Source organism: Pseudaquabacterium pictum, from assembly GCF_005403045.1.
Classification (GTDB): Bacteria; Pseudomonadota; Gammaproteobacteria; order Burkholderiales; family Burkholderiaceae_C; genus Pseudaquabacterium; species Pseudaquabacterium pictum.
The window spans coordinates 765,096-791,105 of record NZ_BJCL01000001.1; the positions used below are offsets into that span (position 1 = coordinate 765,096).

The window sequence follows — 26,010 nt, forward strand, 5'->3', positions numbered from 1 at the left end:
TGGGCGCGGCGGCCCTGTGCGATCATTCCCTGATGTTGATCACCTCACCCTGCGTCGTCAGCCTGACCTGGACGCTGGCCGATGCCCAAGGCGCCACGCTGGACGAACTGACCGACCCGGTGGAGTTTTTCTACGGCGGCGACGACCTGCTGGCCAAGCTGGAAGAAGCCATCGCCGGCCAGGAAGCCGGTTTCACCTGCGACCTGCACCTGGAGCCAGAGCATGGCTTCGGTGACTACGACCCGGCGCTGGTCTGCTTCGAGGCGCGCGGCATCTTCCCCGAGCACATCGAGGAAGGCATGCAGTTCGACGGCCTGCCCGAAGGCGCCGTGACCAAGGACATGCCGCCGTCGCTGATCTACACCATCACCGAGGTCTACCCGGAGCACGTGGTGCTGGACGGCAACCACCCGCTGGCCGGCATGGCGCTGCGCCTGGCGGTGCAGGTGCAGGCCGTGCGCGAGGCCACCGAGGACGAGATCGCCGCCCAGTCGGTGGACGAAGGCGCGGTCAGCATCCTGTCACCGGTGCCGGGCTCGCAGCACCTGCACTGAGCCCGCGCTGCGAATGCCGGAAGGCGTTCGCAGGCTGGCGAAGGACTGGCGGCGGTACACGCCGCCAGGCTCTGACGCGCGTCGGCGCTCAGCCGCGGCCGGTCGAGCCGAAGCCGCCGCCGCCACGCTGCGACGCACCGAAGTCGTCGACCACGCGGAAGGCGGCCTGCACCACCGGCACGATGACCATCTGCGCGATGCGCTCCAGCGGCTGCACGGTGAAGGCCATGCTGCCGCGGTTCCAGCAGCTGACCATCAGCGCGCCCTGGTAATCGCTGTCGATCAGGCCGACCAGGTTGCCCAGCACGATGCCGTGCTTGTGGCCCAGGCCCGAGCGCGGCAGGATCATCGCGGCCAGGCCGGGGTCGGCGATGTGCACCGCCAGGCCGGTGGGGATCAGCACCGTCTGCCCGGGCTCGATGACCAGCGGCGCGTCCAGGCAGGCGCGCAGGTCCAGACCGGCGCTGCCGGGCGTGGCATAGGCCGGCAGCTGGCCGGCCATGCGGGGGTCGAGGATCTTCAGGTCGATGGTGGCGGTGGTCATGCGGCAGTTCCCAGGCGCTGGGCGATGTCGGCCACCAGGGCGCGGGCCAGCGTCAGCTTGTCGGCGGTGGGCAGGGCGCGCTCGCCGTCGGCATCGACCAGCAGCAGCGTGTTGTCGTCCTTGCCAAAGGTGGCGGGGCCGACATTGCCGACGATCAGCGGCACGCCCTTGCGCAGCCGCTTCTCGCGGGCGTGGCGGGCCAGGTCGTGGCTCTCGGCCGCGAAGCCCACGCAGTAGGGGCCACCGGGCAGGCGCGCCACCGCCGCCAGGATGTCGGGGTTCTCGGTGAAGCCGATGGCCGGCACCTGGCCCGAGCCATCCTTCTTGATCTTCTCGCCGGCCGCTGCGGCGGGCCGCCAGTCAGCCACCGCGGCGGTGGCGATGAACACGCCGTGCTGCGCCGCCAGGGGCAGCACCGCATCGTGCATCTGCTGCGCACTCTGCACGTCGATGCGGCGCACGCCGCGCGGCGTGGGCAGGTGCACCGGGCCGGCGACCAGGGTCACCTCGGCGCCAGCCTCGCGGGCGGCGCGGGCGATGGCAAAGCCCATCTTGCCGCTGCTCAGGTTGGTGATGCCGCGCACCGGGTCGATGGCCTCGAAGGTGGGGCCGGCGGTGATCAGCACCCGGCGGCCGGCCAGCAGCTTGGGCTGGAAGAAGGCGATCAGGTCCTCGCACAGCTCGGCGGCTTCCAGCATGCGGCCGTCACCGGTCTCGCCGCAGGCCTGGCTGCCGCTGCCGGGGCCCAGCAGCGTGGCGCCATCGGCCACCACCTGGGCGCAGTTGCGGCGGGTGGCGGGGTGGTCCCACATTTCGCGGTTCATCGCCGGGGCCAGAAGCAGCGGGCAGCTGGCGATGGGCCGCGCCAGGCACAGCAGGGCCAGCAGGTCGTTGGCCCGGCCCTGCACCAGTTGGGCGATGAAATCGGCCGACGCAGGCGCCACCAGGATGGCGTCGGCCTCGCGGCTGAGGTTGATGTGCGCCATGTTGTTCGGCTCACGCGCATCCCACTGGCTCAGCACCACCGGCTGGCCCGACAGGGCCTGCATCGTCACCGGGGTGATGAACTGGCAGGCGGCCTCGGTCATCACCACCTGCACGCTGGCGCCGGCCTGGGTGAGGGCCCGCACCAGCTCGGCGCTCTTGTAGCAGGCGATGCCGCCGGACAGGCCCAGCACGATGTGGCGGCCACCCAAAGGCAGCGCGGGATGGGGGACGGGAATCGACATGGCGGGCAATGTAGCGCACGGCCAACGGCCGCTGCTGCCACCCTGGACGTGCGGACTTTGACGTTCTGAACTTTCAGTTTTTTCTGAAATCAGAGCAGAATATGACCCAGGACAAACCCTGAGAGCTTGTGATGAACACCCTGTCTCCCCTGATGCGCAGCTTCATCGGCCATTTCGGCGAGATGGGCAGCCGTTGGGGCATCAACCGCACGGTCGGCCAAATCTACGCGCTGATCTTCGTCTCGCCGGTGCTGCTGAATGCCGACGACATCGCCGCCCACCTGGAGTTCAGCCGCGGCAACGTCAGCATGGGGCTGAAGGAACTGCAGGCCTGGCGGCTGGTGAAGCTCAAGCACCTGCCCGGTGATCGGCGCGAATACTTCGAGGCGCCCACCGACGCCTGGGAGATCTTCCGCACCCTGGCCGAGGAGCGCCGCCGCCGCGAGATCGAGCCCACGCTGTCAATGCTGCGCAATGCGCTGCTGGAGACACCCGCCAGCGACGACGATCGCATCGCCCAGGAGCGCATGCGCGGCATGCACGACCTGATCGAGATGCTGATGACCTGGTTCGACGACGTGCAGCGCATGGACGCGGCCACGCTGCAGCAGCTGATGAAGATGGGCAGCAAGGTGCAGCGGCTGCTGGAGTTCACCGGCAAGGTGAAGGTGGTGGCCGGCGGCAAACCCTGACGGGCCCACGCTCCACCCTGCCCTGTTCCCTTTCATTCAACCCGGATCCGACATGGACGCCCTCGTGCTGGCGCGGCTGCAGTTCGCCGCCAACATCTCCTTCCACATCCTGTTTCCCACCATCACCATCGCGCTGGGCTGGGTGCTGCTGTTCTTCCGCTGGCGCTGGCTGCGCACCCACCAGACGGCCTGGCTGCTGGCCTACCGCTTCTGGACCAAGATCTTCGCGCTAAGCTTTGCACTGGGCGTGGTCAGCGGCCTGGTGATGAGCTTCCAGTTCGGCACCAACTGGCCGGGCTTCATGGAGCGGGTGGGCAACATCGCCGGGCCGCTGCTGGGCTACGAGGTCCTGACCGCCTTCTTCCTGGAAGCCACCTTCTTGGGCGTGATGCTGTTCGGCCACGGCCGGGTCAGCGAGCGCATGCACCTGCTGGCCACCTTCCTGGTCGCCTTCGGCACCACGATGAGCGCGTTCTGGATCCTGGCGCTCAACAGCTGGATGCAGACGCCGGCCGGCTTTCGGCTGGAAGACGGCGTGTTCCACGTCACCTCGTGGATGCAGGTGATCTTCAACCCCAGCTTCCCGTACCGGCTGGCGCATGTGCTGCTGGCCTCGGCGTTGACCGTGGCCTTCCTGCTGGCTGGCGTGGCCGCCTGGCAGCTGCTGCGCGGCACCACCAACCGCAGCACGGCCAAGGTGCTGCGCACCGGCCTGACCATGGGCGCGCTGCTGGTGCCGCTGCAGGTGCTGGTGGGCGACCTGCACGGCCTGAACACGCTGGAACACCAGCCCGCCAAGGTGGCGGCGATGGAAGGCGTGTGGCAGACCGAAGCGGGCGCGCCGCTGCTGCTGTTCGCCGTGCCGGATGAAGCCACGCGCAGCAACCATCTGGAAATCGGCATCCCCAAGCTGGCCAGCCTGATCCTGACGCACGACCTGAACGGCACCCTTCGCGGGCTGGATGAATTCCAGGGCGCGCACCCGCCGGTCAAGCCGGTGTTCTACGGCTTCCGGGTGATGGTAGGCACCGGCGTGCTCATGGGCGTGGTGGCCTTTGTCGGCCTGGGCCTGCTGTGGCGCCGCCGCTGGGCCGCCGACGCGCTGCCCCGCTGGCTGCTGTGGCCGATCGCCGGCATGGCCTTCTCCGGCTGGGTGGCCACGCTGGCCGGCTGGTACGTGACGGAGATCGGCCGCCAGCCCTTCATCGTGCACGGCCTGCTGCGCACCGCCGATGTCGCCAGCGCCGTGCCGGCACCGCACATCGCACTGACGCTGGCGCTGTACTGCACCCTGTACCTGGGCCTGCTGGTGGCCTATGTGGCGGTGGTGCGCCACCTGGCCGAGAAGCCCGAGGCCAGCCTGTTGCCCGCCGGCCGGTCGCTGCCCAGCCGGGCGTTTGCCTGAGGAGGCTGCGGTGATGATCGACTGGACGCACACCCTGCCGGTGGTCTTCCTGGTGCTGATGGGCGTGGCCATGCTGGCCTATGTGGTGCTGGACGGCTACGACCTGGGCGTGGGCATGCTGATGCACCACGCCGCGCCCGCCGAGCAGGACATGATGGTGGCCAGCATCGGCCCGTTCTGGGATGCCAACGAGACCTGGCTGGTGCTGGGCGTGGGCGTGCTGCTGATCGCCTTCCCCAAGGCCCACGGCATGGTGCTGGGCGCGCTGTACCTGCCGGTGGCGCTGATGCTGGTGGGCCTGGTGCTGCGCGGCGTGGCCTTCGAGTTCCGCGCCAAGGATGCGGCACGCCAGCGGTTGTGGAGCCAGGTGTTCATGGGCGGCTCCTTCCTGGCGTCGGCCGCCCAGGGCTGGATGCTGGGCCGTTACGTCACCGGCCTGGCCGAGGGCTGGGGCGCCACGCTGTTTGCCGCCGCCATCGCGGTGGCCCTGCCGGCGGCCTATGTGCTGCTGGGCGCCTGCTGGCTGGTGCTGAAGACCGAGGGCGCGCTGCAGCAGGCCGCCCGCGGCTGGGCGCTGCGGGCCTGGTGGCCGCTGGTGCTGGGGCTGCTGGCGGTGTCGCTGGCCACGCCGGTGGTCAGCGCCACGGTGCGCGAGCGCTGGTTCGCCATGCCCGAATTCATCGCCCTGCTGCCCATCCCGCTGGCCACCGCCACCGCGCTGCTGGGGCTGCGCTGGCTGCTGCAGCAGCCGCAGGTGCTGGGCCGATGGTGCGTGCTGCCGATGGCCGCCGTGGTGGCGGTGTTCCTGCTCGGCGGGCTGGGCCTGGCCTACAGCCTGTACCCGTATGTGGTGATGGACCGGCTCACCGTCTGGCAGGCGGCCAGCAGCACCGAGGCGCTGGCCATCATCGCCGTGGGCTGCTGCTTTGCGGTGCCGGCCATCGTGGGATACAGCATCTTTGCCTACCGGGTGTTCGGCGGCAAGGCGCAGCCGCTCAGCTACGCCTGAGGTTCAACGCAGGCCACGGCTCAGGCGCGCGGTTGCAGTGGCGCCCTCAGGCGCCGTGGCACTTCTTGAATTTCTTGCCGCTGCCGCAATGGCAAGGGTCGTTGCGGCCGGGCGTGGGCGCCACCCGGCGGGTTTCGGGCTTGGGCGCATGGTCCAGCCAGAACAGGCGCAGGTCCTGCACCGCGAACAGCGCCTCGTCGATCAGCTGGTCGCGCGCCAGCGTCTCGCCGGGGTAGTGCTGTGCCTGGTGCTCGGCCAGGTCGGCGCGGCCCATGGTCAGGGCCAGCAGGCGGCTGAAGCAGTCGTCGAACCAGCGGCCGTCCTCGGTGTCGGTGTCCAGGTCGGGCCAGTCGTCGGCGAAGTCGTCGGTGGCCTGCAGGAAGCCTTCGGCCCACAGCGCGCCGGTCTGCAGCTGGTCGTCGGCCTCCTCGGCCGTCATGTGGCCGGCGGCCACCACCTCGGCACGGGCGGCATCGTCGAAGCTGACCATCAGCGGCGACAGGCGCACGGTCTCGGGGTCGTCGAGCAGGCTGTCCACGTCCAGCTGGCTGGCGATGACGTTCCAGCGGGCCATCAGCGCGGCCATGGCCTGCTGCACATCGTCGGGGTCGGCGAAGACGCGCCCGAAGTCATCGCCGAACAGCGGCGGCAGCCATTCGCTGGGCGTGAACACCCGGCGGCTGGCCAGCAGCGCGGTCAGGTAGCCGTCCACCCATTCCAGCGAGATGTCGGCGCCGAAGTTGGCCAGGCGTTCGCACACCTGCTCCAGGGCGGCGATCTCGGCTTCGGTGCTCTGGCGGGCGACGCGGCTCATGCGGGGGTCTCGGGTTGGGCCGGGGCGTCCCAGCGGGGTGGATGTGGATGCAGACGGGCCATCGAGAACACATCGGTGTACTGGCCGTTGCGCAGCGCATAGCCGCGGTGGCGGCCCTCCTGCACAAAGCCGTGGCGTTCATAGAGGCGGATGGCGCGGGCGTTGTCGACGAACACCGTCAGCTCGGTGCGCAGCACCTGGCCCCAATGGTCGGCCCAGTCGCACAGCGCGGCCATCAGCGCATGGCCGACGCCCTGCCCCTGGCCATCGGGATGCACGGCGATGCCCAGGTTCATCACGTGGCGGCGGCGCAGGGCCGCGCTGGTCGGGTGCAGGCCGGCGGTGCCCACCACTTGCAGCTGGCCGCGGCTGTCGGGCAGCTCGGCCACCAGCATCAGGTCGGGCTTGCCCAGGGCAAGGGTGTCGGTCAGGCGGGCCAGCCACAGGGCCTCGCTGGTGTGGGGCAGCTGCAGCGTGCCGGGAAAGACATCGGGGTGGCCCATCACCCGGGCGAATGCGGCTGCATCACCGATGACGGCGCGGCGGATGTGGACGGGGCGGTGCGTCATGGGCGGAGCAGCAAGCGCGGGGACCGACAATGTAGCCGTTGACCACCTGCCCAGACGACCCTGCCATGCCTTCCAAGAAATTCGACCTGGTGCGCCAGCTCGAGAGCAAGCTCGCCAACCAGCGCAAGGCCGCGGGCGTGCCCGGCCGCTTCGGCGAGGCTGCGGCCGCCATGCCCGACCGCAAGGCCCAGCGCAAGCTGGATGCCGCTGCCGGCCTGGTGCCGTTTGCCTGCAAGCTGCCGGCGCCGCTGGCGCAGCAGCTGCGCGAGCGCGCCACCAGCCACGACGGCGGGCTCAACGGCTTGGTGGCCGAGCTGCTGGCGCGCGGCCTGGCCTGACGGGCCAAACCGGGCGGCCTGCCCGGCCCGGGATCAGACCCGCTCGCCCACCCAGCCGGCCACGCCGGCCAGCGCCTCGGCCAGGCGCGACGGATCGGTGCCGCCGGCCATGGCCATGTCGGGCTTGCCACCGCCCTTGCCGCCCACCTGCTGGGCGACGAAGTTCACCAGTTCGCCGGCCTTGACCTTGGCCGTGCTGTCGGCGGTGACGCCGGCCGCCAGCTGCACCTTGCCACCCTCGACCACCGCCAGCACGATGGCCGCGGTCTTGAGCTTGTCCTTCAGCTTGTCCAGCGTGTCGCGCAGGGTCTTGGCGTCGGCGCCTTGCAGCACGGCGGCCAGCACTTTCAGGCCCTTGATGTCGACCGCCTGGGCCAGCAGCTCGTCGCCCTGGGCGCTGGCCAGCTTGCCCTTGAGCGCGGCGATCTCCTTCTCCAGCGCGCGCACCTGGTCCAGCACCGCGCCCAGGCGCACCGGCAGCTCGGCCGGCGTGGCCTTCAGCGCGCCGGCCACCTGGCCGACGGTGGCTTCCAGCGACTGCAGGTAGGCCAGCGCGTTGTCGCCGGTCACCGCTTCCACGCGGCGGATGCCTGCTGCCACGCCGCTCTCGGCCACGATCTTGAACAGGCCGATGTCGCCGGTGGCCTTGACGTGGGTGCCGCCGCACAGCTCCTTGCTGCTGCCGATGCTGAGCACGCGCACCGTGTCGCCGTACTTCTCGCCGAACAGCATCATCGCGCCGCTCTTCTGCGCATCGTCCAGCGCCATCACCTGGGCGGTGGCGCCGGCGTTGGCCAGGATCTCGGCATTGACGATGGCCTCGACGCGGCGGATCTGCTCATCGGTCACCGGCGCGTTGTGGGCGAAGTCGAAGCGGGTGCGCTCGGCGTTCACCAGGCTGCCCTTCTGCTGCACATGGCCGCCCAGCACCTCGCGCAGGGCCTTGTGCATCAGGTGGGTGGCGCTGTGATTGCGCACCGTCTTGACGCGCTGTTCGGCGTTGACCTTGGCGGCCAGGCTGTCGCCCACGGCGATGCTGCCTTCGACCACCCGGCCCTGGTGGCCGAACACGTCGGCCTGGATCTTGGTGGTGTCTTCCACCAGCACGCGGGCCACGGCATTGCGCAGCTCGCCGCTGTCGCCGGCCTGGCCGCCGCTTTCGGCATAGAACGGCGTGTGGTCGAGCACGATCACGCAATCGTCGCCGGCCTTCACGCTGGCCACGGCCGCGCCGTCCACGTACAGCGCGGTCACCTTGCTGGTCTCACAGACCAGGTGCTCGTAGCCGTGGAAGGTGGTGGGCGTGCCCTCGTAGGCCAGGCCGGCGGCCATCTTGAACTTGGCGCTGGCGCGGGCCTGTTCACGCTGGCGGTTCATGGCGGCATTGAAGCCGACCTCATCCACCGTGACGCCGCGTTCGCGGCAGACATCGCCGGTCAGGTCGACCGGGAAGCCGAAGGTGTCGTGCAGCTTGAAGGCGGTGTCGCCATCGATCTGCTGCGTCCCGCCGGCCAGGGCGGCTTCCAGGATTTCCATGCCGTGCTGGATGGTCTGGAAGAAGCGCTCTTCCTCGGCCTTCAGCACCGCGGTGGCGCGGTCGGCGTCGCGCTTCAGCTCGGGGTAGGCCTCGCCCATCACCGCGGCCAGCGGCGCGACCAGGGTGTAGAAGAACGGCTTGCGCGCACCCAGCTTGTAGCCGTGGCGGATCGCCCGGCGGGCGATGCGGCGCAGCACGTAGCCACGGCCCTCATTGCCCGGGATCACGCCGTCGACGATGGTGAAGGTGCAGGCGCGGATGTGGTCGGCGATCACCTTCAGGCTGGGACTGGCCGGGTCGACATCGGTGCCGCCAGAGGCTTCGACCGCGCCCTTGGCCGCGGCCAGCAGCTGCGCGAACAGGTCGATCTCGTAGTTGCTGTGCACATGCTGCAGCACCGCGGCGAGGCGTTCCAGGCCCATGCCGGTGTCCACGCTGGGCTTGGGCAGCGGGTGCATCACGCCGTCGTCCGTGCGGTTGAACTGCATGAACACGTTGTTCCAGATCTCGATGTAGCGGTCGCCGTCCTGCTCGGGCGATCCGGGCGGGCCGCCCGCCACCTCGGGGCCGTGGTCGTAGAAGATCTCGCTGCACGGGCCGCAGGGGCCGGTGTCGCCCATCATCCAGAAGTTGTCGGACATGTAGCGGCCGCCCTTGTTGTCGCCGATGCGCACGATGCGCTCGGCGGGCAGGCCGATGTCCTTGAGCCAGATGTCGTAGGCCTCGTCGTCCTCGGCATACACCGTGGCCCAGAGCTTGTCCTTGGGCAGCTTGAAGTGGACGGTCAGCAGCTCCCATGCATAGGCGATCGCATCCTTCTTGAAGTAGTCGCCGAAGCTGAAGTTGCCCAGCATCTCGAAGAAGGTGTGGTGCCGCGCTGTGTAGCCCACGTTGTCCAGGTCGTTGTGCTTGCCGCCGGCGCGGATGCACTTCTGGCTGGTGGTGGCGCGGCTGTACGGGCGCTTGTCGAAGCCCAGGAACACGTCCTTGAACTGGTTCATGCCGGCGTTGGTGAACAGCAGCGTCGGGTCGTCGCCCGGGATCACCGGCGAGCTGGACACGATGGTGTGGCCCTTGCTCTCGAAGAAGTGGAGGAAGGTGGAGCGGATCTCGGCGGCTTTCATGGTGGGCTCTTCGGGCTTCAGTTCAGAACAGTGACGCCGGCACGCTGCGCGGCAGCGGCCATGCGGGAATCGACGGTGGCCAGCGGACAGCGGCGCTGCACCGCCAGGTCCACGTAGGCCGCGTCATAGGCGGTGAGGTCATGGGCAACGGCAGCGGCAAAGCGCTGCTGAATGGCAACGTCGAGATGGCCCAGCACCTCGATGCCGTAGACATCGAGCCGGGCGCAGACCTCGGCGATCTCGTCGCTCTGCAGGCGGCCGCGGCGCACCACGTTGCGCAGCACGTTGGCCACCTCGAAGGGCCACAGCGCCGGCGCCACCAACCGACCCTCGATCGCCTGGTGGATGCTGGCGGGCAGTTGCTCGTCGGGCATGACCATGGCCATGGTGTAGGAACAGTCGACGACGATCACCGGCGGCCCTCATCACGCCATTGCAGGATCTCCTCGATGGTGATCGGGCCACCGCGCGCGACCATGCGGCGGCCGATGTCCTGCAGCTCGGCCAGGGCACGGCGGCGGCGGGCGATCAAGTCGGCCGGCACCTCGTTGATCGGCACCAGCTTGGCCACCGGCTTGTTGTGGCGGGTGATGATCACCTCCTCGCCACGCTCGGCCCGGGCGATCAGCTCCGACAGATGGGTCTTGGCTTCGAACAGACCGATGGATTCCACGGCTGGCCCCGAATTGGTTGAATCAACCAGATTCTAGCGGAGCCGACCCGGCTTGGCCTGCCCGCCAGGGGGTCTGTCGTCGATGCGGCAGCCTGGAGGCGGGCAGAGTTGTTATCGTGCATGTTTCGCCTCAATCCCCAGGAGCCTCCGATGGCCAGCCACGCCAAATACAGCTGGGAAGACCCGCTGAACCTCGATGCCCAACTCACCGACGACGAGCGTGCGGTGCGCGACGCCGCCCATGCCTACTGCCAGGAGCGGCTGGCACCGCGGGTGCTGGAGGCCTTCCGCCATGAGAAGACCGACCGCGCCATCTTCAACGAGATGGGCGAGCTGGGCCTGCTGGGCCCCACCATCCCCACCGAGTACGGCGGTTCGGGCCTGAACTACGTCTGCTACGGCCTGGTGGCGCGCGAGGTGGAGCGGGTGGATTCCGGCTACCGCAGCATGATGAGCGTGCAGAGCAGCCTGGTGATGGTGCCGATCAACGACTTCGGCACCGAGGCGCAGAAGCAGAAGTACCTGCCCAAGCTGGCCCGCGGCGAATGGGTGGGCTGCTTCGGCCTGACCGAGCCCAACCATGGCAGCGACCCCGGCAGCATGGTCACCCGCGCCCGCAAGGTCGATGGCGGCTACAGCCTGACCGGCAGCAAGATGTGGATCAGCAACTCGCCGTTCGCCGATGTGTTCGTCGTGTGGGCCAAGGACGACGGCGGCCAGATCCGCGGCTTCATCCTGAACAAGGGTGCCAAGGGCCTGTCCGCACCGGCCATCCACAGCAAGGTGGGCCTGCGCGCCTCCATCACCGGCGAGATCGTGATGGACAACGTGTTCTGCCCCGAGGAAGACGCCTTCCCCGAGGTGCGCGGCCTCAAAGGGCCGTTCACCTGCCTGAACAGCGCCCGCTACGGCATCGCCTGGGGCGCCATGGGCGCTGCGGAAGACTGCTTCCACCGCGCCCGCCAGTACGTGATGGACCGCCAGCAGTTCGGCCGCCCGCTGGCCGCCAACCAGCTGATCCAGAAGAAGCTGGCCGACATGCAGACCGAGATCGCCCTGGGCCTGCAAGGCGTGCTGCAGCTGGGCCGCATGAAGGACGCCGGCACCGCCAGCGTGGAAGTGACCAGCATCCTCAAGCGCAACAACTGCGGCAAGGCGCTGGACATCGCCCGCATGGCCCGCGACATGCTGGGCGGCAACGGCATCAGCGATGAATACGGCGTGGTGCGCCACATGGTGAACCTGGAGGTGGTGAACACCTACGAAGGCACGCACGATGTGCATGCGCTGATCCTGGGCCGTGCCATCACCGGCATCGCTGCCTTCGCCAACTGACATGGCCGGGCTGTCGCTGCTGGAGGGCGTGCGCGTCCTCGACCTGTCCCGCGTGCTGGCCGGCCCCTGGTCGGGCCAGATCCTGGCCGACTACGGCGCGGACGTGATCAAGGTCGAGCGCCCCGGCGGCGGCGACGACACCCGCACCTGGGGCCCACCCTGGTGGGGCGATCCGGCCGACCGCATGTCGGCCTACTACCTCAGCGCCAACCGCGGCAAGCGGTCGATCGCCATCGACATCGCGCATGAAGAAGGCGCGAATCTGGTCCGCCAGCTGGCCGCCGAGGCCGATGTGGTGCTGGAGAACTACAAGGTCGGCCAGCTGGCCAAGTACGGGCTGGACTACGCCAGCCTGAGCAAGCTGAACCCGCGGCTGGTGTACTGCTCGGTCACCGGCTACGGCCAAACCGGGCCGATGGCCACCGCTGCCGGCTACGACTTCGCGATCCAGGCCACCGGCGGCCTGATGAGCGTGACCGGCGAGAAGGAAGGCACGCCCGGCAGCCAGCCGCAGAAGGTGGGCGTGGCGGTGGCCGACCTGTTCACCGGCGTGTATGCCACCACCGCCATCCTGGCGGCGCTGGTCGAACGCGGCCGCACCGGCCAGGGCCGCCACATCGACGCCGCCCTGCTGGATGTGCAGGTGGCCATGCTGGCCAACCAGGCCAGCAACCACCTGGTGGGCGGCATCATTCCGCAGCGCATGGGCAATGCCCACCTGAACGTGGTGCCCTACCAGGTGTTCACCACGGCCGACGGCCACATCGTGCTGGCCGTGGGCAACGACGGCCAGTTCGCCCGTTTCTGCGAGCTGGCCGGCCATGCCGCGGTGGCGGCCGATGCCCGCTTCACCACCAACTCGGCCCGCCTGGCCAACCGCGAGGCGCTGATCCCGCAGATCGCCGACTGGATGCTGACCCGCACCACGCAAGGCTGGATCGACCTGCTGGAGCCGCATGCGGTGCCCTGCGCGCCCATCCTCACCCTGCCTGGCGTGTTCGCCCAGAAGCAGGTGGTGGCGCGCGGCATGCAGGCCGGCTTCGACGTGGGCGCCGACCGGCCGATGCCGACCATCCCGAACCCGATGCTGTTCGACGGCCAGCGTGCGATGGCCGACCAGCCGCCGCCCAAGATCGACGAACAGGGCGACGCCATCCGCGCCGCGCTGGCCGCCGGCACCGGCTGGCCGGCCCGCTGACCCCCAGGCCGGCCCGTTGCGGCCGGCCCATCCCAGACTGGACACACCGATGACCCGCCCGCAAGCCGTGCCCACCGTGCAGATCGACGACGCCCGCGTCATCGTCACCGAATGGCGCTTCGCCCCCGGTGCCGAGACCGGCTGGCACCGCCATGGCCACGACTACGTGGTGGTGCCGATGACCGACGGCGAGCTGCTGCTGGAAACGCCGGAAGGCAACCGCACAGCCCCGCTGGTCAAGGGCCGCTCGTACAACCGGCAGGTGGGTGTGGAACACAACGTGATCAACAACACCGACCACGAGGTGGTGTTCGTCGAGATCGAGATCAAGTGAAGGAACGCCCCATGGACATGAGCACCTCCCCCCTGGCCACGCTGGCCGACCCCGGCCTGCTGAAGACCGACGCCCTGATCGGCGGCGAGTGGGTGGGCGGCAACAGCCGCTTCGACGTGACCGACCCCGCCACCGGCCTGAAGCTGGCCAGCGTGGCCAACCTGGGCCCGGTGGACTGCCACAACGCCATCGTGGCGGCCGACAAGGCCTGGGGCCCCTGGCGCAGCAAGACCGCCAAGGAACGGGGTGCAGTGATGATGAAGTGGTTCCACCTGATCCACCAGCATGCCGACGACCTGGCCCGCATCATGACGGCCGAGCAGGGCAAGCCGCTGGCCGAGGCGCGTGGCGAGGTGGTCTACGGCGCCAGCTTCATCGAGTGGTTTGCCGAGGAGGCCAAGCGCGTCTACGGCGAGACCATCCCCACCACCGACAACAACAAGCGCTACATCGTCATCAAGCAGCCCATCGGCGTGTGCGCGGCGATCACGCCGTGGAACTTCCCGATCGCGATGATCACCCGCAAAGTGGCGCCGGCGCTGGCCGCTGGCTGCAGCGTGGTGATCAAGCCGGCCGAGGCCACGCCGCTGTCGGCCCTGGCCGTGGCCGAGCTGGCCCAGCGCGCCGGCATGCCGGCCGGCGTGCTGAACATCATCACCGCCGACGCCGAGCAGAGCATCGCCGTGGGCCAGGTGCTGTGCAGCAGCGATGTGGTGCGGCATTTGTCCTTCACGGGATCGACCGAGGTGGGCCGCATCCTGGCGCGGCAATGCGCCCCCACCGTCAAGAAGATCAGCCTGGAACTGGGCGGCAACGCGCCGTTCATCGTGTTCGACGATGCCGACCTGGACTCGGCGGTGGAAGGCGCGATGGTCAGCAAGTACCGCAACGCCGGCCAGACCTGCGTCTGCGCCAACCGCTTCTATGTGCAGGCCGGCGTGTACGACAGCTTCGTCGAGAAGCTGGCCGCCAAGAGCCGCGGCATCAAGGTGGGCAACGGTTTCGAAGCCGGCGTGCACCAGGGCCCGCTGATCGATGACCAGGCCGTGCACAAGGTGGAAAGCCATGTGGCCGACGCCCTGGGCAAGGGCGCGCGCCTGGTGGCCGGCGGCCAGCGCATCGGTGACCGCTTCTACACCCCCACGGTGCTGGCCGACGTGACCAGCGAGATGCTCTGCGCCCGCGAGGAGACCTTCGGCCCGGTGGCGCCGGTGTTCCGCTTCGAGACCGAGGCCGAGGCCATCGCCCTGGCCAACAACACCGAATTCGGCCTGGCCAGCTACTTCTACAGCCGCGACATCGGCCGGGTGTTCCGCGTGGGCGAGGCGCTGGAGTACGGCATGGTGGGCATCAACACCGGCCTGATCAGCACGGCCGAGGTGCCGTTTGGCGGCGTCAAGCAGAGTGGCCTGGGGCGCGAAGGCGCCCACCAGGGCATAGACGACTACATCGAGATCAAGTACCTCTGCCTCGGCGATATCTTGAAGTAGTCGCCAGCCGGGTTCAGTCGTCGTTGGCGGCGGGCGTGCCCGCCGCATGCGGGCTGAGCCCGCTGCGGCCGATGGCCGTGCCCTCGCCGGCCTGGCCCAGGGCGCGGCGCAGCAGGCTGTCGGCATCCTTGCCGTGCTGCGGGTACTGGGCCACGCCCACGCACACCGCCACCGCCACATCCTGCCCGGCCACGGTGAATGGCCGCTGCAGCGATTGCGCCAGCTTCACCGCCACCCGCTCGCCATCGCCGGCATCGTCGATCCAGGCCAGCAGCACCGCGAAGCTGTCCACCCCCACCGAGGCCACCACATCGCTGGCACGCAGGCCGGAGCGCAGCCGCACCGCCACCTTGCGGCGCAGCACGTTGGCCGATTCGGTGCCCAGGCGTGCCTCGGTGGCCGCCAGGCCCTCGATGCGCAGGGCCAGCAGGGCCATCACCGCCGGCTCGCGCTCGCGCAGGGCCAGCAGGTGGTTCATGTGCTCCATCAGTTGCGCATGGTTGGGCAGGCCGGTGGCCAGGTCGGTGGCATAGGCCTTGCGCGCAGCACGCTCCAGGCGCTTGCGCTCCACCGCCAGGCGCACTGCCCGCGCCAGCGCCGCCGGATGGGCATCGTGCGGTGGCAGCACATCCTGCGTGCCCAGCTGCACGAGGCGCAGAGCCTCACTGCTGGCCGGCTCGGGCGCCACCACCAGCACCGCGGCATCCAGCACCGCCCGGGCCAGGCCGGGCCAGGCAGCCAGCTGGCGCAGGCCATCGGGCCGGGCGTGGTGCAACACGATGGCGTCGTAATGCTGGCTGTCCAGCGCCGCCGACAGCTCATCGAAAGACGGCACGTCGTGCACCACGAAGGGGCCGTAGGCCGAGGTGGACAGATCGGGCGCGGCGGCACCGAGGTGCAGGAGCTGGATGGGATCGTTCATGGGCTGCATCGATGATGCCGCAGTGCCCGCTCACCCGCCACGCTGGGAACTACGGGGTGTCGCCGCTCGGTTAAACTGCTCCCGCCGCGGGTGTAGTTCAATGGTAGAACGCCAGCTTCCCAAGCTTGATACGTGGGTTCGATTCCCATCACCCGCTCCACGTCTCGCCAAGGTGTTGATCCGAGATCGATTTCTTGGCTTGTAGGCCCCTGATACAGCGCACTCATACGAAGGTGCGTTTCTGTGGATGGACTTTCTCGACGCCCCAGTGGCATCTACGTTGCACGCCTGACCGTGCCATTGCGGCTCAGAGCGTTGGTCGGCCAGACCGAACTCATCGCCTCGACTGGTGCCCGAGACCTGCCCCTTGCGCGCATCGTTGCGGGCGAGCTGCTGGCACAGTGGCGGCGCAGGTTCCTTGATCTTGACCGCCTTCAAACGCCCATGGACATTGACATTCTCAGGGTCGCCACCGGCTCGCCAGCGCTGACCAGCGGCACGGGGTACCTGCCCCTCGCTGAAGCCGCCACAGCCTCCGGGATCGGTGAGGACAGCCTCCTGCGGGATGCAGCAAGGGGGCGGCTGCAGCTCTTCGCCCGCCTGCTCCGGTGCCGAGGCATGCGAGTGCCCTTCGATGCGCTAGACCGAAACCCGGAAGGCGGATGGGATGTTCCTCAACCTGACCGGATGCCGGAAGCTGCTGTTGAGGAGAACCTAACAGGCATCCTGCAGGTGCTAGACAGCGAGGAAGCGGCTGCTCACCTGCTGGCTGGCGGCAGCTTCTGTGCCGTGCTTTTTGGTATCCCGAACGATCCTCAGCGTGGATTTGCACCCGATCAGGCGCTGGCATTGGGAAGGAAGTCGATCGAACTGGTCGCACGCGAGGTCGAGTCCTTGCGACGCGGGCACGCCATGCTGGTCACCCAGGAGCAGATCGACTTGGCAAGCGTCGATCGCACCAGGCAGGCGACTTCGGCGCGTTCGCATGATCACCGGCCGCTCAAGGAGTCGATCGAGCCATTCTTGAGTGACCACTCGCGGCCCCGAGGTGATGAGCAAACCCGCCGCATCCGAGACGCATGCACCTTGTTCTTGGCCCTGATGGGCACCGAGCTCCGAGGCTGTGATCTGTCACGCGACCTGATGCGCAGATACCGCGATGACCTGCTGCCCACCCTGCCCGCCAACGAGAACAAGGTTCGACTGATCCACAAGACGAGCAGCGTTACCGAGTCTATTGCAGCGGTGGCAGGCACCGACTGGCCGCGAATGTCTGCGGATCAGCAACTGAAGCGCATCGGGTGGCTCGCCGGTTGGCTGGAATGGCTAGGCCGAGAGGGCTGGGCCGAACCTTCGCTGATCGAAGGCATTGCCGGCGGTGGTCACGCTGGTCGCCAAGCCACTGAGCGGCGTCGGTCTCGCAAGGAGCAGGACAAGCGTGACCCGTTCACTGCAGAAGAGCTCGAGCGAATTTTCAGCGCCAGCTGGTTTCGCGATGGCCATGGCGCATTGACTGCGAACGGCACGTATCGCACCTGGATGCCTGCTAACACGTGGATGCCGTTGATCGGGTTGTATACGGGCGCGCGCCTTGGCGAAATTGCGCAGCTGAATCTCGAAGACATCTGGCAGAACGATCACGGGATCTGGCTCTTCGACATCATCGACGGCAGCGACGAAGATGAGAACGGTGCTCCCGGCAAGAAGCGGCTGAAGAACGTCAATGCGCGTAGGCAAATTCCTGTTCACCGCGAGCTTGTTCGAATTGGGCTGATCGACTGGACAGAACGGTTGCGAGAAGCTGGCTACACGCGGCTCTTCCCCGAACTGAAATACGACAAGGTCAAGGGCTACGGCAAGTCGTTCACCAAGGCGTTCTCGCGTTACCTCAGCGGACTTGGAATGCCGCGCAACGGACGCAAAGTGTTCCACAGCTTCCGTCACAACATGACCAACAAGCTCCTCAACGAGCTGGACGCGCCCACGGTCCTCGCCAAGCAGGTGCTGGGACATGAGCGCGGGGATAGCACGACCGTGAACACCTACCGCAAGGACGTCACGGCGGACGGTGCCGACAGCAAGTTGGTGCGCTTGATCGACTCCGTCAACTACAACTTTCTCGGAAGTGTCGTGGCCTTTGACATCAGCGCTGGCTTGAAGGCGGTCAAGGATGCCCTCGACCGGAAGAACCGCGGCCTGGGCGCCGAAGAAGACTGAGTTGCCGAAGGCCGATGAGTGGCCTGCGACGTAGCCATGCGCCTAAATTCCGACAAAATTAGTAGGAATTGATCAACCAGCGGAATTGTAACAACTTGAAACAGTTGGACTGAGGTTATCCACAGGGCTTGAATGTCGCTAACCTTAAGCGCCAACGGCGCTTAAGAAGTAGTTTGCAACTGATTGCGCCGCCCCAAAGACAGAGCATATGCCCGCGTACTAGGCGCGATAGCTCGGCTGTGAGTAAGTGCGGTCATGTGCCTCAACACCCAAGACCTGCCGCATAGGTAAAGCAGCATCAGTAAAGTGAACTTGACTGCCTGTGGATAACTTTTTCAGCATGCTGCGGCGCAGCATCGATTCCTCGAAGCAACGCTCCAAAAGCGCGTGCACAATACGGACAGCTTGTGCTGCCGCTCGACCAACTCTCTTGCTCTAGCCGCACAAGAAAAAAGCTCGGACTGTGTTTGCACCACAGCCGAGCTCCTCTGCAACTTTGCCCAGGCGGGGCGCCTACGGACGCAGGCTTTGAGTGACCGAGAAAGGCAATCGAATGCAACTAGCAATTGCGGACGAACAAACGGACCCGAACTGGGCCTACCTGTTCCGTCCACCTATCGATAGAGCGTGACTGCCTCACGGCCTGCTAGCGGTTGCCTCTAGCAGGCTACTAGTTTAGGCATACCTATGGCGTCCTGTCTACGCGGTGGTTACAACTTCGGGGTAATCACTACACGCAGGATGGGCCTCAAGTCAACCCGAATGCTAGTAGCCAAGGCCGACTGATTCCAGCTTGCAGCGAACCATCCGGGTTCGCTGCTGGTGCAGCTCGACCAACTTTTTAGGAAGTTCATCATGGCGAAGAAGCCAAATGAAACCACATCGGCCCGCGTGGCCACCACTGCCAGCAAGCTGCTGCGCAACCCGAGGACCTCCCCCGCGGTGAAGACCGTCGCGGCATCGGCGCTGACCCAGCGGGTCAAGCCGAAGGGGAAGTAGATGGCTCTGTACTTTCTGGACTACGATCTGCGGAAGCAGCGCTCCTACCAGCCCCTTTACGACGAACTCGCCCGGTTCAATGCAGTCCGCATGCTTGAGTCGAGCTGGTGCTTCAACCGCTTCAACACGACCGCATCGAACCTGCGCGATCACTTCAGTCAGTTCATCGACGCAGATGATGGAATGTGGGTCGCTCAGGTGACGGACTGGGCAACACGCCGCACCCTGCGCAGCCCGAATGCGTTGACCACCAGCTAGTAGTTCTGCGGGGCGGTGCCGAATCGACAGGACCGCCCCGATTACGTGGAGATGGAGCGACAGTGAAGAACAAGTTTCGGAAGATCGCGCTAGGTCCGTCGAATCACTCGGCATCGCCTGGTCAAACTTCGCCGATGACAGCCGAGGAGTTCGTCAACTTTGCAAAGTGCTGGCCGTCCCCGTTCGATGCTGGATCGCACCCACGCGGCGGGAGATGGGTCTGGGTACCAGACGATCAGATGATTCCGGGCGAAGTCGCTGAGCCAGTTGCTCATCGCCCCTGACAGTTCAGCGAGGCGCGGTTCAAGCGCCCGCTTGGGATCCATGCCCCTTTGCCCTCAATGCTTCCCAGAGCTTGCCCGCCCCGAGCAGCACGTTCCGAATGTCGGCACGCAATTCCTCGGATTGCAGGGCCTGCTTACTCATCGCGCTGTGTGCGGTCAGCGCGTCCATGGCTGCGTTCAGGATCTCCTGGTCCAGGTCGGGTGACGCTGCGAACTGCTGCTGCGTGTTGTTCACCGCCTGCTCGACCAGCTTCTCCGACTCCATCAGCTTCCCCTTGATCACCTCGTTCACGTAGACCAGCTTGTCACCCGGCGTCAGGTCGCCCTCGAACAGGTCATTCACCTTGGCAATCAACTCGGCAAGAGCCACCTTCGTCTTGTCCTGCACCTGCCCAGAGCCCACATCATCGGAGACGTACAGCTTGACCGGCTCGCTCGCTGCCAGGGCGAGTGTCGGGTCACCTAGGCTCCTGATCGTGTACGCCGTCAGCTTCAAGGCCGACAGGTCTACGCCATCGCGCTCACGCCCGAAGGTCAGCAGCGGGTGCAGCAGCTTGAAGAAGATCGACCGTTTCTCGACGTCGGTGTTTCCGTAGTCGAAGATCTGCGCCAGGAAGCCGTAGATCCGCACGTAGGCGGCGATGTCATTCTTGAACAGTACCAGCGCACCCATGCGGTCATTGGCGGCTCTGGCGGCGTTCTGGTTGTCACCTGCAGCCTCCAGCGCCTTCTTGGCATCCGCGAAAGCCGCCACCAGCCGGCTGGCCACCGGGACGATCGCCTCGTCCAGGTCCGAGGTCTTGGCCTTTTTGCCCTTGAGCGCCACCTTCACCACCCGCTCGACCTCGAAGGTGTCGTAGAGGGCCTGCCCGTCGAGCTTGGCCTTCAGCTCATGGACGATGTAGGGGTCAGTCACCCCGTCCAGCTCTGCGGTCTCGTAGTACGGCTTGAACGCCGCCAGGATGTCGGCGGGGTCGTTGACGAAATCGACGACGTAGGTCTGGTCCTTGCCCGGGTAGCAACGGTTCAGGCGGGACAGGGTCTGCACGGCCTGGATGCCGGCCAGCCGCTTGTCCACGTACATGGCACACAGCAGCGGCTCGTCGAACCCGGTCTGGAACTTGTTGGCCACCAGCAGCAGCTGGTAGTCGCCGCTCTTGAATGCCGTGCGGATGTCCTGCCCGCCGAGCTTAGGGTTGAGATCCTTGCTGTTCTCGGTGAACGGATCGGGCCCGCTCTCGGGGTCGATCACCTCGCCCGAGAAGGCAACCAGCGCCTCGATCTTGTAGCCATGGTCGGCGATGTACTTGCGCGTGGCCTTCTGCCAGCGCACCGCTTCCTTGCGGCTGCCGGTCACCACCATCGCCTTGGCCTTGCCGTCCAGCAGGCCGGCCACATGCTTGCGGTAGTGCTCCACCACCACCTGCACGCGCTGGGCGATGTTGTACGCGTGCAGCCGCACCCAGCCCATGATGCCCTTCATGGCCTCGGACTGGTCCACCTGGTCGGAGTCGATGGTCTTGCCGCCATGCGCCAGCGAGAACGCCACCTTGTAAGCGGTGTAGGTCTTCAGCACGTCGAGGATGAAGCCCTCTTCGATGGCCTGGCGCATCGAGTAGACGTGGAAGGCCGCCGGGATGTTGTCGGCCGCGGCCTGTCGGGTCGGGTCAGGCCGGGTGCCGAACAGCTGCAGCGTCTTGTCCTTGGGGGTGGCGGTGAATGCCACGTAGGTGATGCCGGCCTTCTCGTCGGCGCCGGCCTTGGCCGCCATCTGGGCGGCCAGCACGTCCTCGGTGCTGATCTCACCACCATCCTGCAGCTCGGCCAGCTCGGCGGCGCCCAGCACCAGCTTGAGCTTGGCCGCGGTGTCGTTGGTCTGCGATGAGTGGGCCTCGTCGGCGATCACCGCAAATCGCTTGCCCTGGGTGGCCGCCAGCTCGCGCACCGCCTCCAGCGCGAACGGGAAGGTCTGGATCGTGCAGACCACGATCTTCTTGCCCGCGGCCAGGGCCTCGGCAAGCTCTTTGCTCTTGCTGGCACCCTCGCCGGTGATCACCGCCACCACGCCCTTGGTGCGCTCGAAGGATTCGATGGCATCGCGCAGCTGGGCATCCAGCACGGTGCGGTCGGAGATCACGATCACGCTGTCGAAGACCTTCTGATCCTTGGCGTCGTGCAGGTCTGCCAGAAAATGCGCCGTCCATGCGATCGAATTTGTCTTGCCCGAGCCGGCCGAATGCTGCACCAGGTACTTGGCGCCCGGGCCATCTTGCAGCACCGCGGCCACCAGCTTGCGGGTGACGGCCAGCTGGTGGTAGCGGGGGAAGATCCAGCCGACCAGCTGGGCCTTCTTGTTCTTCACCGGGACCAGGTAGCGGCCGAGGATCTGCAGGAAGCTGTCGCGCTGCCACACCTCACGCCACAAGTAGTCGGTGGCGATGCCGGCCTTGGGCGGGTTGCCAGCGCCGCCTGCGTTACCCAGATTGAAGGGCAGGAACACGGTGTCCAGGCCCGCCAGCCTCGTGCTCATCTCGGCCGCACTGTTGCTCACCGCGAAGTGCACAAGTGCGCCACCAGGGAAGGACAGCAGCGGCTCGGGCGCATTCTTGGCCTTGAACACCGGCTGGCGATCGGTCTTGTATTGGTAGACCGCGTCCTGCACACCCTGGGTGTAATGGCTCTTCAACTCGATCGTGGCCACCGGAATGCCGTTGACGAACAGCACTAGGTCGACGCTGTTCTCGTGGTGGACGGAATAGCGCACCTGCCGCACCACGCGCAGTCGGTTGGCGGCGTAGCGGGCTTGCAGGTCCGGATTCATCGAAAGTGCGGGCTTGAACTGGCACATCGCGACCGGGTGCTTCAGGCCGATCAGGTCGAAGCCTTGGCGCAACACGGGCAGCGCACCCTGGCCGTCCAAAGCCTTGCGCAAGCGCTCAGCGACCACCTTGGGGGCGCCGACTCCGTGGTTCGCGTGAATGATTTCCCACGCCTTGGGCTGGCTGGCCTTAATCCAGGCAATGGTGTCGTCAACAAACAGCGCCAGCGTGCGATCGTAGCGACCCGCATCAGCCGCGTCGTAGAGCCAGCCGGTGGCCTTCAGGCCGGTACAGATTTCATCTTCGAGGCGGATTTCCTTGTGGATGGTCATATAGCAACTGCCTCTGGTTGCGGCACCAGGCCGCGCACGTCAATTTTGCCAGTGACGGCGGCAGAAACTATGGCAGAGTGGCGCTCTTGAAGCAGCAGCATTGCAGAAGATGCTTCTTCGATAAGTGCGTCAAACCGGCTTGTTACTGAGCTGAGAAACTCTGCGATCGATTTTTGCTCGTTGATCGGTGGGAAGGGCAGTCGATAGCGCCTTAGCTTTTCAGCCGGGAGATGTTCTATGGTTGCTTCATTACCTCCTGCTCTGAACACCCCCCGATCTGCCGCCCACAGCATCACGTAAAAGAGAAACTCTGAGGTGTCGTGTTGGACTTGGTTGGCTCGGAGGCGGTGAAGAGCCTTTTGATAGTAGCAGTCGACAAGTTCGCCTCGCCAGATTGCCGAACGGCCTGGGTAGCTTCCGCCTTCATTCACCAGCAAGTCACCTGGCATTAGCTGGAACTTCTCTCTTTCCTGCTTGCTGAAGTCCATTCGCGGGAGATCTTCGGTGTTGATGCAGCCCCACTGCACATCGAAAACTCGAAGATATGGACGAAGGTTTTGGCCGGTGATCCGGGAAGTGTCGAGCATCTTGCCAAGCTGCACACTGTACCGGCATCCAAGTGGAGCGATTGTCCAATGCGACGGCACTTTGCCCAACCCATCCACCCCCGAATCCTTCATCGGCACGGTCGTGTTGAGCCCCTTGGTAACACAATTTGAGACGACCGCGCGGCGCTTCTCCTTCAGCAACTCGATAAGGCGCCGCTGCTCTTCGACTAATGCATTGACTTTCGCGGTCTCGACGTCGAGGTAGTCTGAAATGGCAATCTGTTCATCTATAGGCGGGACAGCGAGCTGGATGTTTCGCATTTCCGAATAGTTGGTACTCCACAGATCGGCCACGATGCCTCGACCGAATCGATAATATTCTTCCTGAAAGACTGTCGATCTCAAGAGATGGTGGACAAATCTACCGCGCAATTCATCGCGTGGGATCAAGACCGTGTTGATCAATGACACCGATCCGTCAAGATCCGAAACGCCAGAGGATCCCTTCCTGTCCGATCGACTATTGATCACAAAGTCACCGACAGCGACTCGCTTTCGGTTGTCACCGTCGTCGGTCTTTGCTGCAGTTTCCAATTGCGGAACGATGCCGCTCTTTGTCACCGAGAGGGCGATAAAATCTGCATCACTCACCTTCTCACGGCGCTCCTCAAAATAGTAGCCGAGGCGCCGCAGGGTCCAGTGATCAGGCACGCAATTTAGCCACTCGACTCCCGATTCTTTATATCGGGCATACTTTTTAGCAGTCATGCTGAGAGTCCGTCTATCATGGCCTTGATGCGCTCGATGACCTTCTTCAAGTCGGCATCGATCTCGGCCAACTCGCGCGGCGGCTCGAAGACATAGAAGTGCCGATTGAACGGGATTTCGTAGCCCACCTTGGTCTTGTCGTGGTCGATCCAGGCGTCGGGCGCATGGGGCAGCACGTCGCGCTTGAAGTACGCCTCGACGTCTTCTGACAAGGGCACGTTCTCGGTGTCGCGCAGGCTGCTGTCGGGCTGTGGTTGGCCCTTCTGCTTGCCCTTGACCCCCACCACGGGCTTGCCCTGTTGGTCGCGCAGCGGGCGCTCAACAGTGATGGTGCGGTAGCCGAAGTCCTCGTTGCGGAAGATGCGCGAGATCGGCACGGTCTTCACCTTGCCTCCGGCCGGGGCTGCAGGATGCGTCTCGCCGTCCATCAGCACCTGGCGGCTGATCTCCTTGCCATCGGCGCCCAGCACAGTGACCTGGCTGGCCTCGTAGAAGTCGCCGAACAGGCGGGTGACCAGGGCGATGTGCTCGTCGCTCATCTCCTTGCGCTTGGAGCCTAGGCTTTTGCGCATCTTCTGCCAGAAGCCCGAGGCGTCGATCAGCTGCACGAAGCCCCGGCGGTCTTCCGGCTTGCGGTTGCTCAGCACCCACACATAGGTGCTGATGCCGGTGTTGTAGAACATGTCGGTGGGCAGCGCGACGATGGCCTCGACCAGGTCGTTCTCCAGTACGTGGCGCCGGATCTCAGACTCGCCCGAGCCGGCACCGCCGGTGAACAGGGGCGAGCCGTTGAGCACGATGCCGATGCGGCTGCCGCCCTGCACTGCCGGGCGCATCTTGCTCAGCAGGTGCAGCAGGAACAGCAGCGAGCCGTCAGACACCCGCGGCAGGCCGGGCCCGAAGCGGCCGTTGAAGCCCTGGCGCTCGTGCTCTTCACGGATGGCCTTCTCGATCTTCTTCCACTCCACGCCGAAGGGCGGGTTGGACAGCATGTAGTCGAACAGCTTGCCAAGCAGGCCGTCATCGCTGAGGGTGTTGCCGAGCACGATGTTGCTGATGTCCTGGCCTCGGATCAGCATGTCGGCCTTGCAGATCGCGTGCGACTCGGCGTTCAGCTCCTGCCCGAACAGCGTGAGCCTGGCCTTGGGGTTGAGCTCGGCCAGGTACTCGCCGGCGACGGAGAGCATGCCGCCGGTGCCTGCGGTGGGGTCGTACATGGTGCGCACCACGCCGGGCTTGGTGAGGCCGTCGTTGTCCTCGATGAACAGCAGGTTCACCATCAGGCGGATCACCTCCCGGGGCGTGAAGTGCTCGCCGGCGGTCTCGTTCGAGATCTCCGCAAACTTGCGGATCAGCTCCTCGAAGACCAGGCCCATCTGCGCGTTGTCGACCGCAGCAGGGTGCAGATCGAAGGCGGCGAACTTTTCGGTGACCAGGTAGAGCAGCTTCGCCTTGTGCAACCGCTCGACGGTGGCGGCGAAGTCGAAGTGCTCGAAGATCGACCGCACATCGGGCGCGAAGCCCTGGATGTAGCTGTCGAGGTTGGCGCGGATGTTGTCCTGGTCGCCCATGAGCTTGGGCATGTCCAGCGACGAGATGTTGTAGAAGTCGAGGCCGGCAGTTCGCTTGACGAAGGGCTCGAACGGGATGCCCGCCTGCAGCTTGCTGGCGTGCTCCTTGAGCACGGCGGCCTTGGTGGAGGCCAGCACACAGTCCAGGCGCCGCAGCACCGTGAAGGGCAGGATCACACGCCCGTACTCGCTTTGCCTGAAGTCACCGCGCAGAAGGTCTGCCACGGACCATATGAGGGAAGACAGGGCCTGTTGGTTCATCATGAGCGGGCGCTCGGCCTACAGCTAGTTGTCGGTGCGCCGCCAGCATAGCGACACGGTCAGGCACCATGGTATGCGGGCTGGAGCCACCGCTGCCGGTGGGCCGGAGACATGGGTCGACGAACCGAGCCGGGTATTGATGGCGACAGCAGCAGCGCTTTGAGGCGCGCTTTGCTTGCGGTTTGG

Annotated in this window: 23 protein-coding genes and 1 tRNA gene; 13 read left to right on the forward strand and 11 right to left on the reverse strand. The window is 66.2% G+C overall.

Annotated elements, in window-relative coordinates; translation table 11 throughout:
* The first annotated feature begins 32 nt into the window (after window positions 1-32).
* Window positions 33-554 (forward strand): FKBP-type peptidyl-prolyl cis-trans isomerase, encoded by a 522-nt coding sequence (locus FFT10_RS03450; RefSeq protein ID WP_137731343.1) that lies wholly within the window; start codon window positions 33-35, stop codon window positions 552-554.
* Between the two features lie 88 nt (window positions 555-642).
* Here FFT10_RS03450 and dut read toward each other — a convergent pair whose 3' ends face one another.
* Window positions 643-1,098: a dUTP diphosphatase gene (dut, locus tag FFT10_RS03455; RefSeq protein WP_137731344.1), complete on the reverse strand. Its 456-nt coding sequence runs from the start codon at window positions 1,096-1,098 to the stop codon at window positions 643-645.
* The gene (coaBC, locus tag FFT10_RS03460) at window positions 1,095-2,327 is read right to left on the reverse strand and encodes a bifunctional phosphopantothenoylcysteine decarboxylase/phosphopantothenate--cysteine ligase CoaBC (protein WP_137731345.1); all 1,233 of its coding nucleotides are present in this window, start codon (window positions 2,325-2,327) and stop codon (window positions 1,095-1,097) included. The genes dut and coaBC overlap by 4 nt, the downstream gene beginning before the upstream one ends.
* Before the next feature lie 131 nt (window positions 2,328-2,458).
* On the opposite strand from coaBC, the gene FFT10_RS03465 reads away from it, so the two are divergent.
* The 3 genes from FFT10_RS03465 to FFT10_RS03475 are packed head-to-tail and all read left to right on the forward strand — an operon-like array spanning window position 2,459 to window position 5,433.
* Window positions 2,459-3,019: a GbsR/MarR family transcriptional regulator gene (locus FFT10_RS03465; RefSeq protein ID WP_174246069.1), complete on the forward strand. Its 561-nt coding sequence runs from the start codon at window positions 2,459-2,461 to the stop codon at window positions 3,017-3,019.
* Between the two features lie 52 nt (window positions 3,020-3,071).
* Entirely contained in the window at window positions 3,072-4,424 is a 1,353-nt protein-coding gene (locus FFT10_RS03470) for a cytochrome ubiquinol oxidase subunit I (protein ID WP_137731346.1), read from the forward strand.
* A 13-nt stretch (window positions 4,425-4,437) separates the two neighbouring features.
* Window positions 4,438-5,433, forward strand: coding sequence for a cytochrome d ubiquinol oxidase subunit II (locus FFT10_RS03475; protein ID WP_137731347.1), 996 nt, complete (start codon window positions 4,438-4,440; stop codon window positions 5,431-5,433).
* A 46-nt stretch (window positions 5,434-5,479) separates the two neighbouring features.
* Here FFT10_RS03475 and FFT10_RS03480 read toward each other — a convergent pair whose 3' ends face one another.
* Window positions 5,480-6,247 carry a UPF0149 family protein gene (locus tag FFT10_RS03480; RefSeq protein WP_137731499.1) on the reverse strand — a complete coding sequence of 256 codons (768 nt, stop codon included), beginning with the start codon at window positions 6,245-6,247 and terminating at the stop codon, window positions 5,480-5,482.
* A complete protein-coding gene (locus FFT10_RS03485; protein ID WP_137731348.1) occupies window positions 6,244-6,816 on the reverse strand; it encodes a GNAT family N-acetyltransferase in 573 nt (190 codons plus the stop codon). Before FFT10_RS03485 ends, FFT10_RS03480 begins: the two co-directional genes overlap by 4 nt.
* A gap of 65 nt (window positions 6,817-6,881) precedes the next feature.
* On the opposite strand from FFT10_RS03485, the gene FFT10_RS03490 reads away from it, so the two are divergent.
* A complete protein-coding gene (locus FFT10_RS03490; RefSeq protein ID WP_137731349.1) occupies window positions 6,882-7,154 on the forward strand; it encodes a hypothetical protein in 273 nt (90 codons plus the stop codon).
* A gap of 33 nt (window positions 7,155-7,187) precedes the next feature.
* Here the strand turns inward: FFT10_RS03490 and alaS are convergent, their stop codons facing one another.
* Genes alaS through FFT10_RS03505 form a run of 3 tightly spaced genes read right to left on the reverse strand, consistent with a single transcriptional unit; the run spans window position 7,188 to window position 10,488 of the window.
* Window positions 7,188-9,815 (reverse strand): alanine--tRNA ligase, encoded by a 2,628-nt coding sequence (gene alaS, locus FFT10_RS03495; protein WP_137731350.1) that lies wholly within the window; start codon window positions 9,813-9,815, stop codon window positions 7,188-7,190.
* Window positions 9,816-9,832: 17 nt separating this feature from the next.
* Complete coding sequence (locus FFT10_RS03500) at window positions 9,833-10,228, reverse strand: type II toxin-antitoxin system VapC family toxin (RefSeq protein ID WP_137731351.1); 396 nt, start codon at window positions 10,226-10,228, stop codon at window positions 9,833-9,835.
* A complete protein-coding gene (locus FFT10_RS03505; protein WP_137731352.1) occupies window positions 10,225-10,488 on the reverse strand; it encodes a type II toxin-antitoxin system Phd/YefM family antitoxin in 264 nt (87 codons plus the stop codon). The genes FFT10_RS03500 and FFT10_RS03505 overlap by 4 nt, the downstream gene beginning before the upstream one ends.
* 150 nt (window positions 10,489-10,638) lie before the next feature.
* On the opposite strand from FFT10_RS03505, the gene FFT10_RS03510 reads away from it, so the two are divergent.
* The 4 genes from FFT10_RS03510 to FFT10_RS03525 are packed head-to-tail and all read left to right on the forward strand — an operon-like array spanning window position 10,639 to window position 14,845.
* The gene (locus FFT10_RS03510; protein ID WP_137731353.1) at window positions 10,639-11,823 is read left to right on the forward strand and encodes an acyl-CoA dehydrogenase; all 1,185 of its coding nucleotides are present in this window, start codon (window positions 10,639-10,641) and stop codon (window positions 11,821-11,823) included.
* A gap of 1 nt (window position 11,824) precedes the next feature.
* Window positions 11,825-13,021, forward strand: a complete 1,197-nt coding sequence (locus tag FFT10_RS03515; RefSeq protein WP_137731354.1) for a CaiB/BaiF CoA transferase family protein — start codon at window positions 11,825-11,827, stop codon at window positions 13,019-13,021.
* Window positions 13,022-13,070: 49 nt separating this feature from the next.
* Window positions 13,071-13,355 (forward strand): cupin domain-containing protein, encoded by a 285-nt coding sequence (locus FFT10_RS03520; RefSeq protein ID WP_137731355.1) that lies wholly within the window; start codon window positions 13,071-13,073, stop codon window positions 13,353-13,355.
* A gap of 11 nt (window positions 13,356-13,366) precedes the next feature.
* Window positions 13,367-14,845 (forward strand): NAD-dependent succinate-semialdehyde dehydrogenase, encoded by a 1,479-nt coding sequence (locus FFT10_RS03525; protein ID WP_137731356.1) that lies wholly within the window; start codon window positions 13,367-13,369, stop codon window positions 14,843-14,845.
* A 13-nt stretch (window positions 14,846-14,858) separates the two neighbouring features.
* Here FFT10_RS03525 and FFT10_RS03530 read toward each other — a convergent pair whose 3' ends face one another.
* Window positions 14,859-15,767, reverse strand: coding sequence for a GGDEF domain-containing protein (locus tag FFT10_RS03530; protein ID WP_137731357.1), 909 nt, complete (start codon window positions 15,765-15,767; stop codon window positions 14,859-14,861).
* Window positions 15,768-15,853: 86 nt separating this feature from the next.
* Between FFT10_RS03530 and FFT10_RS03535 the strand changes: the two genes are divergently transcribed.
* The 4 genes from FFT10_RS03535 to FFT10_RS03545 all read left to right on the forward strand — a co-directional run bounded on the left by FFT10_RS03535 (window position 15,854) and on the right by FFT10_RS03545 (window position 19,241).
* A tRNA-Gly gene (locus FFT10_RS03535) sits at window positions 15,854-15,927 on the forward strand.
* 83 nt (window positions 15,928-16,010) lie between these two features.
* Window positions 16,011-17,984 (forward strand): site-specific integrase, encoded by a 1,974-nt coding sequence (locus FFT10_RS03540; RefSeq protein ID WP_306446333.1) that lies wholly within the window; start codon window positions 16,011-16,013, stop codon window positions 17,982-17,984.
* Window positions 17,985-18,839: 855 nt separating this feature from the next.
* Window positions 18,840-18,983: a hypothetical protein gene (locus FFT10_RS27935; protein WP_162854844.1), complete on the forward strand. Its 144-nt coding sequence runs from the start codon at window positions 18,840-18,842 to the stop codon at window positions 18,981-18,983.
* Window positions 18,984-19,241, forward strand: coding sequence for a hypothetical protein (locus FFT10_RS03545; protein WP_137731359.1), 258 nt, complete (start codon window positions 18,984-18,986; stop codon window positions 19,239-19,241).
* A 303-nt stretch (window positions 19,242-19,544) separates the two neighbouring features.
* Here FFT10_RS03545 and FFT10_RS03550 read toward each other — a convergent pair whose 3' ends face one another.
* From FFT10_RS03550 to FFT10_RS03560, 3 genes are read right to left on the reverse strand one after another with little or no spacing between them, the layout of a single operon-like run.
* Entirely contained in the window at window positions 19,545-22,676 is a 3,132-nt protein-coding gene (locus FFT10_RS03550; protein ID WP_137731360.1) for a type I restriction endonuclease subunit R, read from the reverse strand.
* Window positions 22,673-23,992 (reverse strand): restriction endonuclease subunit S, encoded by a 1,320-nt coding sequence (locus tag FFT10_RS03555; protein ID WP_137731361.1) that lies wholly within the window; start codon window positions 23,990-23,992, stop codon window positions 22,673-22,675. Before FFT10_RS03555 ends, FFT10_RS03550 begins: the two co-directional genes overlap by 4 nt.
* Window positions 23,989-25,824, reverse strand: coding sequence for a type I restriction-modification system subunit M (locus FFT10_RS03560; RefSeq protein ID WP_137731362.1), 1,836 nt, complete (start codon window positions 25,822-25,824; stop codon window positions 23,989-23,991). Before FFT10_RS03560 ends, FFT10_RS03555 begins: the two co-directional genes overlap by 4 nt.
* Window positions 25,825-26,010: the final 186 nt, after the last annotated feature.